The organism is Microcystis sp. 49638_E5 (assembly GCF_021300285.1).
GTDB classification, from domain to species: Bacteria; Cyanobacteriota; Cyanobacteriia; order Cyanobacteriales; family Microcystaceae; genus Microcystis; species Microcystis aeruginosa_C.
The window spans coordinates 52,180-68,526 of sequence record NZ_JAJTDH010000002.1 but is presented as its reverse complement, the minus strand read 5'-3'; the positions used below and the strand labels follow the sequence as shown (position 1 = coordinate 68,526).

16 protein-coding genes are annotated in these 16,347 nt (G+C 44.1%); 10 read left to right on the top strand and 6 right to left on the bottom strand.

What is annotated here, in order from left to right:
• Positions 1-137 precede the first annotated feature (137 nt).
• The 3 genes from LW728_RS00755 to LW728_RS00745 all read left to right on the top strand — a co-directional run bounded on the left by LW728_RS00755 (position 138) and on the right by LW728_RS00745 (position 2,224).
• The gene (locus LW728_RS00755; protein WP_287656839.1) at positions 138-713 is read left to right on the top strand and encodes a hypothetical protein; all 576 of its coding nucleotides are present in this window, start codon (positions 138-140) and stop codon (positions 711-713) included.
• 6 nt (positions 714-719) lie between these two features.
• On the top strand, positions 720-1,088 hold the full coding sequence (locus tag LW728_RS00750; RefSeq protein WP_287764688.1) for a DUF1818 family protein: 369 nt from the start codon (positions 720-722) through the stop codon (positions 1,086-1,088).
• Between the two features lie 65 nt (positions 1,089-1,153).
• A complete protein-coding gene (locus LW728_RS00745; RefSeq protein WP_287665452.1) occupies positions 1,154-2,224 on the top strand; it encodes a YheT family hydrolase in 1,071 nt (356 codons plus the stop codon).
• A gap of 10 nt (positions 2,225-2,234) precedes the next feature.
• On the opposite strand, the gene LW728_RS00740 is transcribed toward LW728_RS00745, so the two are convergent.
• On the bottom strand, positions 2,235-3,230 hold the full coding sequence (locus tag LW728_RS00740) for a carbohydrate kinase family protein (protein WP_287764686.1): 996 nt from the start codon (positions 3,228-3,230) through the stop codon (positions 2,235-2,237).
• Positions 3,231-3,540: 310 nt separating this feature from the next.
• Between LW728_RS00740 and LW728_RS00735 the strand changes: the two genes are divergently transcribed.
• Positions 3,541-4,011, top strand: a complete 471-nt coding sequence (locus tag LW728_RS00735; protein ID WP_287665458.1) for a GNAT family N-acetyltransferase — start codon at positions 3,541-3,543, stop codon at positions 4,009-4,011.
• Here the strand turns inward: LW728_RS00735 and LW728_RS00730 are convergent.
• From LW728_RS00730 to LW728_RS00715, 4 genes are all read right to left on the bottom strand, one after another.
• The gene (locus LW728_RS00730) at positions 3,947-4,804 is read right to left on the bottom strand and encodes a sensor histidine kinase (RefSeq protein ID WP_287764685.1); all 858 of its coding nucleotides are present in this window, start codon (positions 4,802-4,804) and stop codon (positions 3,947-3,949) included. The genes LW728_RS00735 and LW728_RS00730 overlap by 65 nt on opposite strands.
• Positions 4,759-5,346 (bottom strand): L-threonylcarbamoyladenylate synthase, encoded by a 588-nt coding sequence (locus tag LW728_RS00725; RefSeq protein ID WP_287764683.1) that lies wholly within the window; start codon positions 5,344-5,346, stop codon positions 4,759-4,761. The genes LW728_RS00730 and LW728_RS00725 overlap by 46 nt, the downstream gene beginning before the upstream one ends.
• A 285-nt stretch (positions 5,347-5,631) precedes the next feature.
• The gene (locus LW728_RS00720; protein WP_287665465.1) at positions 5,632-6,786 is read right to left on the bottom strand and encodes a macro domain-containing protein; all 1,155 of its coding nucleotides are present in this window, start codon (positions 6,784-6,786) and stop codon (positions 5,632-5,634) included.
• Positions 6,787-6,788: 2 nt separating this feature from the next.
• A complete protein-coding gene (locus tag LW728_RS00715) occupies positions 6,789-7,304 on the bottom strand; it encodes a DUF4433 domain-containing protein (protein ID WP_287764681.1) in 516 nt (171 codons plus the stop codon).
• Positions 7,305-7,894: 590 nt separating this feature from the next.
• Here LW728_RS00715 and LW728_RS00710 point away from each other — a divergent pair.
• The 3 genes from LW728_RS00710 to LW728_RS00700 all read left to right on the top strand — a co-directional run bounded on the left by LW728_RS00710 (position 7,895) and on the right by LW728_RS00700 (position 11,356).
• A complete protein-coding gene (locus LW728_RS00710; RefSeq protein WP_287764678.1) occupies positions 7,895-8,422 on the top strand; it encodes a GIY-YIG nuclease family protein in 528 nt (175 codons plus the stop codon).
• A 79-nt stretch (positions 8,423-8,501) separates the two neighbouring features.
• On the top strand, positions 8,502-9,536 hold the full coding sequence (gene trpD / locus LW728_RS00705; protein ID WP_287764675.1) for an anthranilate phosphoribosyltransferase: 1,035 nt from the start codon (positions 8,502-8,504) through the stop codon (positions 9,534-9,536).
• 278 nt (positions 9,537-9,814) lie between these two features.
• A complete protein-coding gene (locus tag LW728_RS00700) occupies positions 9,815-11,356 on the top strand; it encodes a ferredoxin--nitrite reductase (protein WP_287764672.1) in 1,542 nt (513 codons plus the stop codon).
• A 253-nt stretch (positions 11,357-11,609) separates the two neighbouring features.
• On the opposite strand, the gene LW728_RS00695 is transcribed toward LW728_RS00700, so the two are convergent.
• Positions 11,610-12,644: a PstS family phosphate ABC transporter substrate-binding protein gene (locus LW728_RS00695; RefSeq protein WP_287764669.1), complete on the bottom strand. Its 1,035-nt coding sequence runs from the start codon at positions 12,642-12,644 to the stop codon at positions 11,610-11,612.
• A gap of 510 nt (positions 12,645-13,154) precedes the next feature.
• Between LW728_RS00695 and pstS the strand changes: the two genes are divergently transcribed.
• From pstS to pstA, 3 genes are all read left to right on the top strand, one after another.
• On the top strand, positions 13,155-14,276 hold the full coding sequence (gene pstS / locus LW728_RS00690) for a phosphate ABC transporter substrate-binding protein PstS (RefSeq protein WP_287764667.1): 1,122 nt from the start codon (positions 13,155-13,157) through the stop codon (positions 14,274-14,276).
• Positions 14,277-14,370: 94 nt separating this feature from the next.
• A complete protein-coding gene (gene pstC / locus LW728_RS00685; protein ID WP_002749316.1) occupies positions 14,371-15,330 on the top strand; it encodes a phosphate ABC transporter permease subunit PstC in 960 nt (319 codons plus the stop codon).
• An 84-nt stretch (positions 15,331-15,414) separates the two neighbouring features.
• On the top strand, positions 15,415-16,308 hold the full coding sequence (pstA, locus tag LW728_RS00680; protein WP_287764664.1) for a phosphate ABC transporter permease PstA: 894 nt from the start codon (positions 15,415-15,417) through the stop codon (positions 16,306-16,308).
• Positions 16,309-16,347 lie beyond the last annotated feature (39 nt).

The following is a 16,347-nucleotide window of genomic DNA, read 5'->3' as shown; positions in this document are numbered from 1 at the left end:
TTACAGTATCGTGGAAAACTTGGCTGGACAATTTAGTACAAGTGTTCCGTAAGCTTCGGAAAATCTAGCCGCGATGAATGGCAATTTTTGTGTGACACTATTCATAAAAACGTTCCGCTCAATTTCTTCTTATCAATATGCTCTTAAAATTTCCTCAAAACCTGAAAATTAAGCGAATAGTATTATTAGTATTCTGCCTAGTGATAGGGATATTTGTCTGGTGGTTATCGTGGCAATCCACCGGGATGAGCCAAATTCAACGACCCGAAACAGTTGCCCAACAAATTTACCAAGTAATGCCAGATTTACCGAAAGAAAACAACTATATCCGTCGAGACACAGGAAAGATCGATCCGAATAATACTTTAATCAGTCGCTTTCTTCGTTATCATCAAGATACAAAAAAAAGGTTTACTCTCATCCGTTTTGATTGGCAATTAACCCTAGGAGATTATCTAGGAGTGAACGAGAAAATCAGCGAAGAAAACTATCCCGGACAGGTCACTCTTACGGTTAACCCGATGGCAGCCGATATCAAAGCGATGAACAGTCTTAATCGTCGTCAACGGCAGCAGTTAGTAACTCTTTTAGTCGAAATTTATAACCCCGCTATTCTCCCCCAAGAAACCCCCAATCCTAGTCCTTCTCCTAGTCCCTCTCCCCGTCGTCCATCTTTATCAAAACCGGGAGATGCTGACCTATTAAAATTCTAGAAAATTATGGAAAAAATTCTCAAATATGGTTCGGGTTGGCGCCTGGGTTGGAATCCTCAAGCAGCCGTTTATAAAGGATTAATTGGTGGCGATGATTGGGCGATGGAGTTGACCGAGGCCGAGTGGCAAGATTTGCGTCGGTTACTATCACAATTGACCGCAACTATGGCGGCCATGGCCACAGAATTAATGGATGAAGAAAGTATTGCTTGTGAAGCGGAAAGCGAGCTTTTATGGTTAGAAGCGGCAGGATTTCCCGATCATTATTCCCTGCGATTGATTCTCTATCAAGGTCGCGGTTGTGAGGGCAATTGGTCGGCCACTGCCCTGCCAGAGTTGCTCGCCGCTTGGGACAATTTGCTTTACAATTTTTAAGAAAGCGGTGGACATAAGTTAATTTTTGTTTTCCCCTCTTGACTTTTAGATTCCCCTGTGCTGCCATGATTGCCCATCCGAGGACGAAGACCGATAATCTCACCTACACTCCGCCCCCATTGCTGAAAAACGGTTTTGCCATGACTCTCTATGTGTCCCTAAAAGCGCGAGAAACCTGGCAAAATACGATCGCTATTCCCGAACCAGTCTATCAAGAAACCATTTTCACCGGGGCCAATGCCGTCCCTATCTACGGGATTGTTTCCATTCCCCCGCAAGCGAAAGGAACAATTATCGGGACCTACGGCATCACGGGAGACTTAGATAATCAATGGTTTTTAAGGATTTTAGGCAGAAAAGCCGTAGCGAGAAACTACGCAGTCGTCCTCTTCGATTGGCGGGCCCACGGTAAGACAGCCGAATTATCCCCGACTCTCACCTCCGATGGCATCTATGAAGGGCTAGATTTCATTCATATTGCCGCCCAAGCTCAAAAAATGGGCTGTCCCGCTCCTTTTTGGTTCACAGGTTACTCTCTGGGGGGACAATTAGCCCTCTGGGGAATTAAATCGGCAGAGAATCAGGAAGATCTGGGGATCGATCCCGCCCATATCGGTGGTGGGGCGGTAATTTGTCCTAATTTAGACTCTAATCGTTCCTTATCCTATCTCGTCCGGGATACCTGGGGGAAACATCTGGAAAAAGCGATCGCCAGGGAATTACGCAAGTTAGCCAAACGCATCCATCAAGCTCATCCCGATCATATCGATCCCGAAGCAATTACTCGCGCCACCACGATTGCCGGATTCGATCGAGAATTAGTGATTAAAAAGCTAGGATTTGAGACAGTCTATGACTATTATGCCGCTAGTAGTCCCTTGCCCTTTCAACCCTATTTAACTAAACCCACTTTTATCCTCTACGCGGCCGATGATCCCCTCTTTTCCCCCGCAGTTATTCCCGATCTGCAAGCAGCGATCGCCGATAATCCCCACGTCGATCTACTCTTAACCAACCATGGCGGTCATGTGGGTTATATCAGCAGTTTATCCTGTCAGCGTCAGTGGGGCGATAGCGATCGCTGGTGGGCATGGAATCGGGTTTTAGACTGGTTTGACCAAAAAACTGGCAAATAAGGGCTAATTTCTAGGAGTCAAGGGCCGCTAGAAACTCCTCCACCTGTTCCCGAGTCGGTTGGGATGCGATCGCTCCTGCCCCCCTTGTCACCATTGCCCCCACCGCACAGGCATAAATCACCGCCTTACGCGCTAAATCGGCATTTTCCTCGATTTTATCGCCTACAAGACCGGCACGAGCTAAAAAACCAGCCACAAAGCCATCCCCCGCCCCAGTGGTATCCACTACCTCCCCAGAAAAAGCCTCTACAGTGCCGCTATTTTCGCCTAAATGATATTTACAACCTTTTGCGCCGCGCGTAACCAGAATTGCCCCTAAATTGGGGTATTGTGATGATATTTCTCCCGGGCTATCAGTGCCAAATAACCAGCTTGCTTCTTCCTCGCTACATTTGAGCAAATCGGCCTGGGCAATAAAATCTCGAATCTGATCAGGAGCGGCCTCAAGATTAGGCCAAAAAACCGGTCGCCAGTTGATATCGACCAATACTTTCACCGCGTAAATTTTAGCTAATTCGATGGCCCGCATCATCGCCGCTCTTGCTGGGGGATAGGCTAACCCTAGGGTTCCCATCACTAGATAATCGGCATTTTTCAACAGATTTTCGGGTAATAAGTCAGCATTAAGGGCAGTGTCGGCAAAATCAGTTGTTTTTCTGCCGCCAAAACCCGCAAAATGTCTGTCTCCCCCAGCATCGCGGGTGACATAAACTTGTCGGGTGGGTAGGGTGGCATGATACTGTACACCAGTGGTATCGACTCCGAGAGCGTCTAGCAAGGCGATTAACTGTTCTCCTGGTTGATCTTTGCCCACACAACCGATAAAAGCCGAATTTATGCCCAATTTTCGCAATCCACAGGCCACGTTTGCCGGCGCACCCCCCGCGTAGGTTGTCCAAGAAGTCACTTGCTCTATAGCGCGATCGCTTTGATCGGCAATTAGATCATAGAGGATTTCCCCTAAACAAATGACAGACACCGGCGAAGATCTTTGATTGTTAAGCATTGGTGTGGGAATTATGAATTATGAATTATGAATTATGAATTATGAAGTGGGGTAGTGGGGAAGCTGTATCATCACCCTATCACCCCAAAACCCTATCACCCTATCTCCTCCTGACTGCTGACTCCTATCTCCTGACGACCGACTCCTGATTACTGATTAATAACTTGTCAAGAAATCACGATAAATCAACTAGAGATTATCTTAGACATTTAGTATAATCAAACACATAGATTAGGGGAAATTGCTCATAAATCAGCCCGATCGAGCGTGAATCCTCTTTTATTTTTTAGTCTTAGACTAAGGAAATATCATGGTTGATTGTAGTCGGATTCAGTTTGACGAGGATAAAAGCAAGATAGATCTATTGCAACTACGAGAATTATTTAATTTAACCGCATTTTGGGCAATAGATCGCCGTTTAGAAGATTTAGAAACCGCAATTGACTATAGTGATCCAGTGGTGACGGTGTGGAATGAGCGGCAATTAATTGGTTTTGCTCGCGCCATTTCTGACGGCATTTATCGGGCAACTATTTGGGATGTGATTGTTCATCCCGATTATCAGGGAGCGGGTTTAGGGCGTAAATTAGTAGAAACAGTTTTGGCCCATCCCCGAATAAATCGGGTGGAAAGAGTCTATTTGATGACTACTAATCAAGAGAAATTTTACCGGCGCATTGGTTTCCAAAGCAACGCCACCACGACGATGGTATTATTTAATCGTTATCCCGAGGATTTTTCCTGTCCGGCGATCGAGGTAAAGAAAAAACGATCCGTGTGAGCTTGTCCTGACTATTGTTATCGATTTGATCTAAGCTCATTTCCCCCCCCGAGACTTCGATAATTCCCTTCGCTAACTGAAATTTAAGACTGGGAGAAAGACCGAGAGCTTGAGTAAATTGTTTTACTTCTTCTGGCTTTGATTCTAAACTCAAGGGGTAAATTTCTGACATTTGCCAGAGAGCCATTTTCCCGGGAAATTCTAGGGTAATAGTGACTTTTTTCTCGCCAAGGGCGCTTACCGATATACAAATAGAGCCACTCGTTAAGTTAGCGATCGCTGCATCGACGAGAAGGACAAGAGCAGAAAATAAACGCTGATAATCGGCAATAATAGCAATATCATCGGTTAAAGGGCTAAATTTAAGCTTAATATTGCGGTTAGCTGCCTGTAAATAGGTTAAACTTGCCCAATCTTCCCAGAGTTTAGTTAAAGAAAAAATTTCTTGATCGAGAGGTATAGTACCAGACTCTAGTTTGGAGAGATTAATCATCTCATCGAGCATTGCCATCAGTTTACAGCCCGCCAGTTGTCCCTGGGCGATAAATTCCCTTTCTTCCGCCGGACTTTCGCAAAGATCGGCGAGAATCATTTGATGGATACTGATCATACTGCTCAATGGCGATCGCAATTCGTGGGCAACCCGTCCCAAAAAACTGCTTTTGAGGTGATTAATTGCCACGGCCATCTGATAAGCGAGGCGAGTTTGCTGTAATTCCCGTTTTAAAGCGTCAATATCGTCCATATTTACAGAAAAACTGCCCCTTGTCGTAAGATATCCCATCCTTGACATTGCCAACGCGCGACGGTGGAGGGTTGTCCACTATTGATTATTCCCCATGCTTGCCTTTCTGTGGGCGCTAACACCGTCACCGAGGGAAAAGTAGTCATAATCGCTTCTGGAGTTAATAAAGGCTCTTGTCCTGACAGATTAGCACTTGTGGTCGCTAAAACACCAGTTCGACCGAGAATTTCTCTGGCGATCGCATGAGCGGGAACTCGGATCCCGATCGTGCTAGGATTTTTAGGGTTAAGAACTTTTGGTACTTTTTCAGAAGCGGGTAAAACCAAAGTTAGGGAGCCGGGCCAGTATTTTTCGGTCATTTGCCGCCAAATCTCCCTTTCTTCCTGATTTCCCTTGACATAATCCCATAAATCTGCTGCTGAGGCCGCCATGAGAATTAAAGGTTTATCAAAAGTCCGTTTTTTAGCGGCAAAAACTAAGGCAGCATAGGGGGGAGAAACCGCTAAAGCGGGGACTGTATCCGTGGGAAAAGAAACCACTTGACCACTGAGGGCCGCGTGAACAATTTCGTTAAGAGAAGCAGTAGGCATTGAGAATTGATCATTTTTGGGGACTAATTTAGCCTAAAACTTTTTGGTACAATTTTAAAGGGCAAGCAGTTGATCAAGATTAATTTTACTAACACTTGCTCCTAGTGCCTCTTGTCAAAAATGGTCAACTTCTTACCCTTCCAGAATCGGAATTTGATCGATTCATCACAGTTGACGCAACCTGTCGTTTTAACAGAATCTGTCTCAATTTGATATTGCGGTAAACGATTAATTTAGATAGATAGTTAACAGCTTATGCAACACGGTTATTAGCCTGTTTACAGCTTATACCGCAAACTCATACTCTAATTGCCGTTGCAACTGATTCGATGTGGCAACATACCTAACAGGACGTGTAAGCTTTTTAACTTTACCAAGTTTTTCTGCCGCTTCCAACCACTCACCTACCAACTTTTTAGGAAGCTTAAACATTTCAGAAATTTCATCTTTTGTGCGCTCTGTACTAAGTGCTTGTTCTATATAGGGCAGAATTATCAGGAAAGCATCATAATTTTCATTGCAAGAAGCACCCATAATTCTCTGTTCTTCAGTAGTAGATGCCGCTTGTAACGGAGAACTTGACTGACTTGCAGAAGCCCCTAGATTCTCCTCTGTAGTAAGAGTAGTGTTTATCTCAGTGCGTTCTTCATAAAAACCTACTGCTTCTAATTGAGAACTTAACTGATTGGTAGATTCTTGCCAGTTCTCTTCTTCAGTAATTGTGTCCAGAATCTGAAGTTGCAATGTATTAGCAGATTTAGGCTTATCTTTCTCAAACTCAAATTTCTTTACGGATTGATATAAGAAGCTAAACATATCATTATATGTCTGCTTACCAACACCTTCAATTTTTCCTAACTCTCGAAATCTTCTAATTGGTAAGGCATGAATTATTTTTTTTCTGATATCAGCTCTGAGATTAAGTTCTTTATCCCATCCAAAGCTCTCAATATTATTGACCAAACTAACCATTGAACCCTCTACACCCGTTGCTTCCTTTTCTTGATCTAAACAAATAAATACATCAATATCGAGGTTTCCCAGATATTTTTCCATCAAAGGGGATACATCACCCCAATCAAGTCCACCATGACTACATCCCAACTTAGGAAAAGCGATCGAAGTAATGCCGCCTTTCTGATAGTTAATGGAAAAATACTTAAGTCCCTCATCTATCCATTCAATTTTAGAGGGATACTTCCAGTGATCCTTTGTCGGGAAGTTAAGAATCCAAACATTCCCATAATTTCTGTAAAGATAAGGCTTTCCAGTTTTAACCTCTTTTTTCCTGCATCGCTCTACATAGTCTTTTTCCATTTCTGGAAATCTTAGCTGAAACTCTAGAGCCAAGCCAGCACCCATTACACCAACGCAGTTAACTGTGTTAACAATCGTTTGCGTGTTGACATTGAAAACTGTGGTATCTGTGTAATGTAGCATGACTAGAAATATAAACCTGGACCTACCATTCCTATAATATCAGTTCTCTGTATAGCTGCAAGGATAACGTTGCTGTGCTTCTGGGAACGGCAAAATACTGCTTTGATCCTATTGGGCGCTACCGTCGGGTAAACAAGTATCTCTGCACACTTCATGCGCTTGCCATCTTCGAAATCATTCCAGTATTGCGCCCAGATTACATTCCACGGCAACTGGTTAAGCATTTGCGCACCCCGATAGAACCGAGTCTCCCCTGCCGCTGCATTTCCATCAGAAAAGATAACATTTGTTTCTAATAAAAGTTGTGGCTCAATTCCCAAAATAACAATGTCATCTTGATGCTGTTTCCTACTATACAGCATTGGATTTCTGGGTGAAAAATACAGCGGGACATATTCATGTAGTGGTATTTCGTCAATTTTTCGATTAGCTCTTCTATCTTGAACATCTGGATCAGAAATATCTACTTCTATTAATCCTCTCCTATAGGCTTCATTATGTATGTGACAACAATCCATTCGTAATGATAGAGGTAAGGTTATTTATATAAGTCATGTGGTACAGGTACTCAATACCGTACTCCTGAAAGATATCCATACGGAGGAACCTCAGCTATGCTCACTTGCTTATTGTTCCCTGCGACTAACGGCAGGGCAACTGTTAGTTTACCATACTAGGTTAGCCACAGCCCGCAATATAAAATTCAAACTTAGGTAGGTAGGTGTTAAAAGTTGTCAGATACCCCCCTTATCAAGGTAGGACTGATTCATTCTCCGAATCTAATTCTTTTTTTGCTACCCTTAATCGCTTATGAGGTAAGCTAGGGAGCAGGGAAGTACAGGTTTTTGCTCTCATAGTAGGTTGATTCATGAATCAACCTACAAAGCACGACGTTTTGACAAATTTTCAGCTATGTATTTCCGAGAAATCGACTAAAAACGTTGCCAGATAAGGATTTTAGAGAATGACATAAGAGAGAATGAAACGACCCTACCCTTATCAAGGGGGGACTAAGGGGGGATCAGAGGCAAAATCTATCTTCAATTTAATTATAACTACTTACTTAGGTATAATTTAGCTATCTCCAACCAATGAGCGACGATTAATTATGAATGAGCCTGATACTTTTGCTAATCTCCAACAATTAGAATATATTCCCTACCTAGATACCACGGGTAATATCTCTGCTGATTTCCAGGGAAAAATCGGGGTTTATGCCATTTTTAATCGAGAGCAAGTCCTAGATTTTGTCGGCTATTCTCGTGATATTTATCTCAGTTTAAAACAACATCTTGCCCGACAGCCTCAAGCTTGTTATTGGCTAAAAATACAGGTGATCGAGCGTCCTAATAGGACTATTCTCGAAGCGATTAAACAAGCTTGGCTAAGAGAAAGTCAGGCAGTAATCGACAATGAAAAACTCTGGACAGAACCAATTGATGCTAAATTAGCCATGACTGACACAGAAAAAGAAATTTATCAAAGTGCTGACGAATTAGGGAAAATTAAGTTATTAAAACAGGTATCCAGACGAGTGGAAAATGATATTTTATCAACCCTAGAAAAACGGGGAGTACAGATGGAAATTCGTTTTAATCCTAAGTTAAAAGAACAGGGTTTGCTCGATTTAAAGTAAAAATTCCTAGGAGCGATCGATTCTCCAGACAAACCGCTATGATAGTATATCGCCCCATCCCCACACCAATGGAACAGCGATGACCAATCAAGACTGGCCAAACCTACTGCAGCAACTACTCGATCAAAAATCCCTTTCCCTTAACCAAGCTGAAGAATTAATGACCGGATGGTTAAACGGCCAGATTCCAGAAGTTTTATCGGGGGCAATTTTAGCGGCTTTGCAAGCAAAAGGAGTCTCGGCGGACGAATTAGCGGGAATGGCCGGAGTTTTACGGCAACAATCTCGCTTAGAAGACCCTAAACCCCATACCACTCCCGTTATCGATACCTGTGGCACCGGCGGTGACGGGGCTTCAACCTTTAATATTTCCACTGCCGTGGCCTTTGTGGCGGCCGCCGGGGGCGTAAAAGTGGCTAAACACGGCAATCGCTCCGCCTCCAGTAAAGTCGGTTCGGCCGATGTTTTAGAATATCTTGGGGTTAATTTGAGCGCCCCTAGCGAGAAGGTGGCGGCGGCTTTAGATGGGGTGGGAGTGACCTTTCTTTTTGCCCCCGGTTGGCATCCAGCCCTGAAAAGTGTGGCTAATCTCCGCAAAACCCTGAAAGTTCGCACGGTTTTTAATCTTCTGGGCCCTCTAGTTAATCCTCTCCGTCCCACAGGTCAAGTTATCGGGGTTTATGACCAGCAATTTCTCACCCCCATGGCCACAGCTTTAGCACAAATGGGAACCCCCAAGGCGATTATTGTTCACGGCCGGGAAAAACTCGACGAGGTGGGGTTAGGAGATCTGACCGATATGGCTTTATTAAATAATGGCGAGGTGATTTCTGCGGCGATCGATCCCTTGTCAATTGCTATCCCCAGAGCCAGTTTAAATGCCCTTAAAGGCGGGGAAGTGCCAGAAAATGCCGAAATCCTCAAAAATGTCCTGCAAGGGGGGGGAACGCCGCCTCAACGGGATGCTGTGGCGATTAATGCCTCTCTTGCCCTACAGGTGGCAGAAAAGGTCACTTTTGGCGACCATGCTGCCGGTTTCGCCCTCGCTCGCGACATTTTAGCCAGTGGGTTAGCTTGGCAAAAATTAGAGGAGTTGGTTAAGTTTCTCGCTTAGGAAAATTCCCTGCTCCCTTCCCCCCACACCCCATCTCAATGCACTTACTGCATGATATAAATGCTTAAACACGATGGTGAGCGAATTTCTGTTACAAACAATACAAAATCACCCAAGTTAAAACGAATTAAATAACAAATAGAGACTAGGTAAATTACTAAATTTTTGCTAATGACGACAGTATTTTACAGAATACTTATTGTTAAATCGCGATTTCTTCATTTCTAACCCCCACCAACTAGAACAATTACACTCACAAACCAGAAGGAGATAGATTCGTGGTACAAGCACCTGAAAAAGATGGAACGACTCTCAATAAATTCGAGAAATTTAAAGCCGAAAAAGACGGATTAGCCATTAAAGATGAACTGGATCATTTTGCCCAAATCGGTTGGGAAGCGATGGATAAAACCGATTTAGAACATCGCTTAAAATGGGTGGGGGTTTTTTATCGTCCCGTCACCCCGGGTAAATTCATGATGCGTTTACGGGTTCCTAACGGCATTATTAGCAGTGAGCAAATGCGCGTTTTAGGGGAAATCGTGCAGCGTTACGGCGATGATGGCAATGCCGATATTACTACTCGTCAGAACCTACAATTACGCGGTATTCGTATCGAAGATATTCCTGATATTTTCCAACGACTAAAATCCGTGGGTATGACTTCGGTACAATCGGGCATGGATAATGTCAGAAATATTACCGGTTCACCCATGGCGGGACTAGATGCGGATGAATTAATTGACACCAGGGAATTAGTCCAAAAAGTCCAAGATATGATTACCAACTACGGTCAAGGTAATTATCAATTTAGCAATCTGCCCCGCAAATTTAATATTGCCATCGAGGGGGGACGGGATAATTCCGTTCATGCGGAAATTAACGATATTGCCTTTGTTCCTGCCTATAAAGAGGAAGAATTAGGCTTTAATGTCGTGGTGGGCGGCTTTTTCTCGGCTAAACGCTGTGAAGCGGCAATTCCCATGAATGTTTGGGTGAGACCGAATCAGGAAGTGGTGGATTTATGCCGAGGAATTTTGGAAGTTTACCGCGATAACGGATTGCGCTCCAACCGTCAAAAATCCCGTTTAATGTGGTTAATTGATGAGTGGGGAATTGAGGAATTCCGCACGCGGGTGGCTAATCACCTAGGTTATCCCTTGGCAACGGCAGCGGAAAAAGACGCTATTGACTGGGAAAAACGAGATCATTTAGGAGTTTTTCCCCAAAAACAGGAGGGATTGAGCTATATCGGTCTTTGTGTTCCCGTTGGCCGTCTATTTGCCGATGATATGTTAGATTTAGCCCGGATTGCCGAAGTGTATGGCAGCGGAGAATTGCGTTTAACCGTGGAACAAAACGTGATTATTCCCAATATAGCGGCTGAAAATATGCCAACTCTTTTAACCGAGCCTTTACTGGCTAAGTTTACCCCCAATCCCACTCCTTTACAACGAGCGCTCGTTTCTTGCACGGGGGCGCAATTCTGCAATTTTGCCCTGATTGAAACCAAAAATAAGGCTGTGGACTTGATTCGTCAGTTAGATGCCGAATTAAATATTCCCCGGGGTGTGCGTATGCACTGGACCGGTTGCCCTAACTCCTGCGGACAACCCCAAGTGGCCGATATCGGTTTGATGGGGACAAAAGCTCGCAAAGACGGCAAAACCGTGGAGGGAGTTGACCTCTACATGGGGGGTAAAGTGGGTAAAGATGCCCACCTGGGAAGTTGTGTACAAAAAGGGATTCCCTGTGAAGACTTAAAATCGGTGTTAACCTCTATCCTCATCGAACAATTTGGGGCGACACCGAAAGGTTAATTAGCAAGTTTCTCGATACGCTGAATGGGTAGGGTTGATTCATAGTAGGGTTGATTCATGAATCAACCCTACCCAAACCCCCCGTTGGGGGCGTGGCGCCGCCCCCAAACCCCGGAGCGCATTAGTTTTTCGGTGGGATGCTTACACGCAGCCGCTGACACATCTGTAATAATTTAAGAGTCACTCCCCTTGCAGAAGTGCCTCTCCTGATATGTAGCCTATACTCAAGGGATTTAGTATGAGATGGGAATCGTTACTTAGCTTTAAATTGGGCTTGTTTGCGAAGTAATTCCCCGATGGTTAAATTGGGTTGGGGTCGGCCATCAAAAACCGTTCCTACCTCAAATTTTTGCAACTGTACCCGTGCCAAATGATAGGCCTCATCCGGTAGGGGAATATAACCAATAGTATCTAATAAATTGGGAACTCGATCGAGATAATGTTCGACAAATTTCTCTAAAGCGGGATTCTCTTGGGCTTTTTGGGCATTAACATAAATAAACAAAGGACGAGATAAAGGCTGATATTTACTATCCTCGACATTGCCGCGAGTTGGTTCAATACCGTTAACTTTTAAAGCTTTTAATTTATCCCGATTTTGTTCATAATAAGCGTGGCCAAAATATCCCAAAGCGTTGGCATCTTGACTGACGGCATTAACTAAAGCTTGGTCATCTTCACTAAAATTAACGTCCCCACGACTGGCATCTTTGCCGTTAATTACCTCACTAAAAAAATCGTAGGTTCCAGAATCTTTACCTGGCCCATGAAGGGTAATCGTTCGGTCGGGCCAAGCGGGATTAATTTGATTCCAACGTTTGATTTTATTCTCGGCTGCTGGTTCCCAAATAGTTCTTAATTCTGTGGTGGAAATATCATCAACCCAGTTATTTTGGGGATTGACTACCACGGTTAAAGCATCAAAAGCGATCGGTAGTTCAATAAATCTTACCTTATTAGCATCACATTCTTTTAATTCTTCCACAGAAATCGGCCGAGAAGCATTATTAATATCCGTTTCTCCCGCACAAAATTTTCTAAAACCGCCGCCGGTTCCTGAAATATTAGCGTCAATTTTAACATCAGCCAAAGCTTTGTTAGGGGTATTAGCTTTAAAATCTTCGAGAACTTTATCGGTAATTGGTGCTACGGTACTCGAACCATCGATTTTAATCGGTTTTAGGTCTTGAGTGGAAATATTGACACAGGCGGGTAAAATTAGGGCAGTACCCAGGACAATTGCCACTACTTTGGTGGGACGAGATAGCTGAGTAAAGATTTCTAGCATAGGTGTAAAAAGGAGAAAGTAAAAACGGGTATTGGGGAGACTTTTCAGTTATCAGTGGGGTAGTGGGGTAGTGGGGAGAAAAAAGCTGAGGGATGATGACTAAAAACCTTAATCTTTTCTTTGTTTTTTTTACGTCCCTATAATGATAGGGAAAGAGAAAAAACTAATCTAAACTGGAAAAGTCAGCGGCTTTACCCGCGACTTAAAACTAATGTTTAGTCAAAATAAATAGTAAAAGAAGAACGTAGGTTGGGTTGAAGCATGAAACCCAACGCCCGATTATGTTACGCTACCGCTAACCCATCCTACAAATAATTGTGCCTCCCTACTTAAAACTAATGTTTAGTCAAAATAAATAGTAAAAGAAGTTGAGATTTTTGTCTAGTTATCGAGAAAATTTTTCTTGACAATACATTATGTTCTTTTATTCACTTCTTAACCTATTCTTTACCAATCCGTGGTAAACTTTAGCGTAAGATTTAAGGCAGTTTACGGATCAAAATTAATCCTATGCTCAACAAAAACAGAACCCATTTACTAACAGCCTTATCCATAGCCACTTTAACAGCGACTTTAACCGCTTGTGGGGGCGGCGATACGGCAGGAACTAGCGGAGAGGGAAGCAATAGAATCGCCCAGGTTCCTCTACAAGGAGAGGTCGCCCTCAATGGTGCGGGCGCTTCTTTTCCTGCACCCCTATATCAAAACTGGTTTGTCACCATTAATCAAATATTTTCTAAACTGCTAATTAACTATCAATCTACCGGTAGCGGGGCGGGAGTCGAACAATTTATTCAAGGTACGATCGATTTTGGCGCTTCCGATGTGGCCATGAGTGACGAGGATATGGCCAGAGTTAGCCGCGGGGTTTTACTGCTACCGATGACGGCGGGAAGCATCGTTATGGCTTATAATTTGCCCGGAGTAGAAGGGCTGAAACTAAGCAGAGAAGCCTATGTAGGCATCTTTTTAGGCACGATTACCCGTTGGAACGATGCCAAAATCGCCGCCGATAACCCCGATTTAAAACTACCCAATCAAGAAATTACCGTAGTTCACCGGGCAGACGGTAGCGGAACAACGGGGGTTTTTACTAAGTTTTTAAGCGCCGTTAGTCCCGAATGGAAAAAAAGCATCGGGGAAGGAAAAGCCGTACAATGGCCGACCAAAAAAGGTAAATTTCTCGGTGGTAGGGGTAATGAGGGAGTAACTGCCCTAATTCAACAAAATCAAGGCTCGATCGGTTATATTGAGTACGGTTTCGCTAAAAATAATAACCTGCCCATGGCCGTTTTACAAAATCAGGCGGGTAAATTTGTCGCCCCCAATGAAACTAACGCCGCTGCCACCTTAGCTACGGTGGAATTACCCGAAAATCTGCGGGCTTTTATCGTTGATCCGCCGGGGGAAAATTCCTACCCCATTGTCACCTATAGTTGGATGTTAGTTTATAAAAAATACGACAATCCCCAAAAAGCTTTAGCTATGGAGGCGATGATTGAATTTGGACTCAATCAGGGACAGGAACAGTCCGCCGCCCTTGGTTATATTCCCCTACCGAAAAACGTCCGGGAACGAGTAGCCGCCGCTGCCGATGTCATCTATCCCGATTACACAATCAATGTGGATTAGTAGCCGAAAAAATGTATTCAAAGTTACAATAATAGTGGAGAAAGGCCAATTTCTCCCTTAGCTACCGCAAACTAGCTGGATTTAAACCCTAATCATGAGTGCGCCCACAGTTCCACCCGACTCAAATTTTAAAGAACGTCCAGAATCGGAAAAAATCCTCGATAAAGGCTTTGTCGGATTAACCACTGCCTTTGCCATCGCTATTGGGCTGATTTTGCTCCTAATTGCCCTAGTTATTTTTATTCGGGCCTTACCGGCGATTCAAACCTTTGGTCTGGGATTTTTGACCAGTAGTGCTTGGAATCCCGTGCGCGGTCGGGAAGAATTCGGAGTTCTGCCCGTTATCTACGGAACTCTCGTTAGTTCTCTGATTGCCCTCCTGATTGCTGTTCCCCTCGGTATCGGTTCAGCCATTTTTTTAAGCGAAGATTTTATTCCCTTAAATGCGCGGACAATTTTGGTTTTTCTCGTACAACTTTTGGCCGCTATTCCCAGTGTTGTTTACGGATTATGGGGTATCTTTGTATTGATTCCTATCCTCAGACCCCTTGGTAACTGGTTAAATGCTAATTTTAGTTGGATTCCTCTGTTTAGTACTCCTTTAGGGGGTCCTGGGATGTTACCGGCGGGGGTTATTTTAGCAATTATGATCCTGCCGATTATTATCGCTATCTCTCGCGACTCTTTGGCCGCTTTACCGCCGGATCTAAGGCAAGCTTCCCTAGGCTTGGGGGCCACCCGTTGGGAAACGATTTTTCGGGTATTAATTCCCGCCGCTTTTTCCGGGATTGTCGGGGGGATTATGTTAGCTTTAGGGCGTGCTTTAGGGGAAACCATGGCAGTAACGATGATTATCGGCAATTCTAACCGCATTAGTGCCTCTATTCTCGCCCCCGCTAACACGATCGCTTCCTTATTGGCTAATCAATTCGCCGAAGCATCGGGAATGCAAGTATCAGCTTTAATGTATGCTGGTTTTGTTCTCTTGGTTTTGACCCTAGTAGTCAATATCTTCGCAGAATTAATCGTTAATCGCGTCAAAGCTAAGTATTAAGCCGTCAGAAGGCAGAAGGCATCTTTTTTCTCCCCACTCCCCCACTTCATAATTCATAATTCATAATTCCCACTGATAACTGATATGGATAGTGCGAATTTAGGCAATAATCTCAAAAAGAAACCGGGTAGTCCTCGATCGCTATTGGGGACAATTATGACCGTAATTTCGGGTTTATGTTTAGCAGTGACGATTATTCCTCTTTTTGCCGTCCTAGGCTTCGTTTTTGTGCAAGGGGTGGGTCGTTTAAACGCCAATCTCTTTACCAAATTACCGCCACCGCCGGGGTTAGGAGGAGGAGGCATCGCTAACGCCATTTTAGGGACAATTATTGTCGTTGCCCTGGCTACGGCGATCGCAGTTCCCATCGGGGTTTTAGCGGCGGTTTATCTCTCGGAATTTAGCGGTGATAACAAACTTGCCCAGGGTGTGCGCTTTGCTACCAACGTTTTAGCCGGTGTCCCTTCGATTATTGTCGGGGTTTTCGCCTACGGTTTGCTAGTTGCCCCCTTATTTGGCGAAGGAACAGCCCTTTTAGGCTTTTCTGCCCTGGCCGGTTCGATCGGTTTAGCGGTGTTAATGTTACCCACTATTATTAGAACCACCGATGAGGCTTTAAAAATCGTTCCCCAAGACATCCGCTGGGCGGCCATGGGTTTAGGGGCTTATAACTACCAAACCGTCCTAAAAATCGTCCTTCCTGCGGCAGTTCCCGCTATTTTGACCGGTGTTACTTTAGCAATTGCTAGGGCGGCTGGAGAAACCGCCTCTTTAATTTTTACGGCATTATTCTCTAACTTTTGGCCCCGGGGTGTCTTTGAACCGATTGCCACCCTTTCGGTCCTAGTTTTCAACTTTGCTACTGCCCCTTTTGCCCCCCAACAGCAATTAGCTTGGGCCGGGGCTTTAATTCTGGTGTTTTTGGTGTTGGTAACTAACATTTTATCCCGTTTAGCCACGCGCCAGAAAACCTATTAAGTCAAGGAAAAAGTGAAAAGGGATATTTAAGTAAAAATC

Excerpts from the sequence above, each read along its gene's own strand:
- LW728_RS00755 (WP_287656839.1), top strand. The coding sequence starts at position 138 with ATGCTCTTAAAATTTCCTCAAAACCTGAAAATTAAGCGAATAGTATTA.
- LW728_RS00750 (WP_287764688.1), top strand. The coding sequence starts at position 720 with ATGGAAAAAATTCTCAAATATGGTTCGGGTTGGCGCCTGGGTTGGAAT.
- LW728_RS00745 (WP_287665452.1), top strand. The coding sequence starts at position 1,154 with ATGATTGCCCATCCGAGGACGAAGACCGATAATCTCACCTACACTCCG.
- LW728_RS00740 (WP_287764686.1), bottom strand. The coding sequence starts at position 3,230 with ATGCTTAACAATCAAAGATCTTCGCCGGTGTCTGTCATTTGTTTAGGG.
- LW728_RS00735 (WP_287665458.1), top strand. The coding sequence starts at position 3,541 with ATGGTTGATTGTAGTCGGATTCAGTTTGACGAGGATAAAAGCAAGATA.
- LW728_RS00730 (WP_287764685.1), bottom strand. The coding sequence starts at position 4,804 with ATGTCAAGGATGGGATATCTTACGACAAGGGGCAGTTTTTCTGTAAAT.
- LW728_RS00725 (WP_287764683.1), bottom strand. The coding sequence starts at position 5,346 with ATGCCTACTGCTTCTCTTAACGAAATTGTTCACGCGGCCCTCAGTGGT.
- LW728_RS00720 (WP_287665465.1), bottom strand. The coding sequence starts at position 6,786 with ATGCTACATTACACAGATACCACAGTTTTCAATGTCAACACGCAAACG.
- LW728_RS00715 (WP_287764681.1), bottom strand. The coding sequence starts at position 7,304 with ATGGATTGTTGTCACATACATAATGAAGCCTATAGGAGAGGATTAATA.
- LW728_RS00710 (WP_287764678.1), top strand. The coding sequence starts at position 7,895 with ATGAATGAGCCTGATACTTTTGCTAATCTCCAACAATTAGAATATATT.
- trpD (WP_287764675.1), top strand. The coding sequence starts at position 8,502 with ATGACCAATCAAGACTGGCCAAACCTACTGCAGCAACTACTCGATCAA.
- LW728_RS00695 (WP_287764669.1), bottom strand. The coding sequence starts at position 12,644 with ATGCTAGAAATCTTTACTCAGCTATCTCGTCCCACCAAAGTAGTGGCA.
- pstS (WP_287764667.1), top strand. The coding sequence starts at position 13,155 with ATGCTCAACAAAAACAGAACCCATTTACTAACAGCCTTATCCATAGCC.
- pstC (WP_002749316.1), top strand. The coding sequence starts at position 14,371 with ATGAGTGCGCCCACAGTTCCACCCGACTCAAATTTTAAAGAACGTCCA.
- pstA (WP_287764664.1), top strand. The coding sequence starts at position 15,415 with ATGGATAGTGCGAATTTAGGCAATAATCTCAAAAAGAAACCGGGTAGT.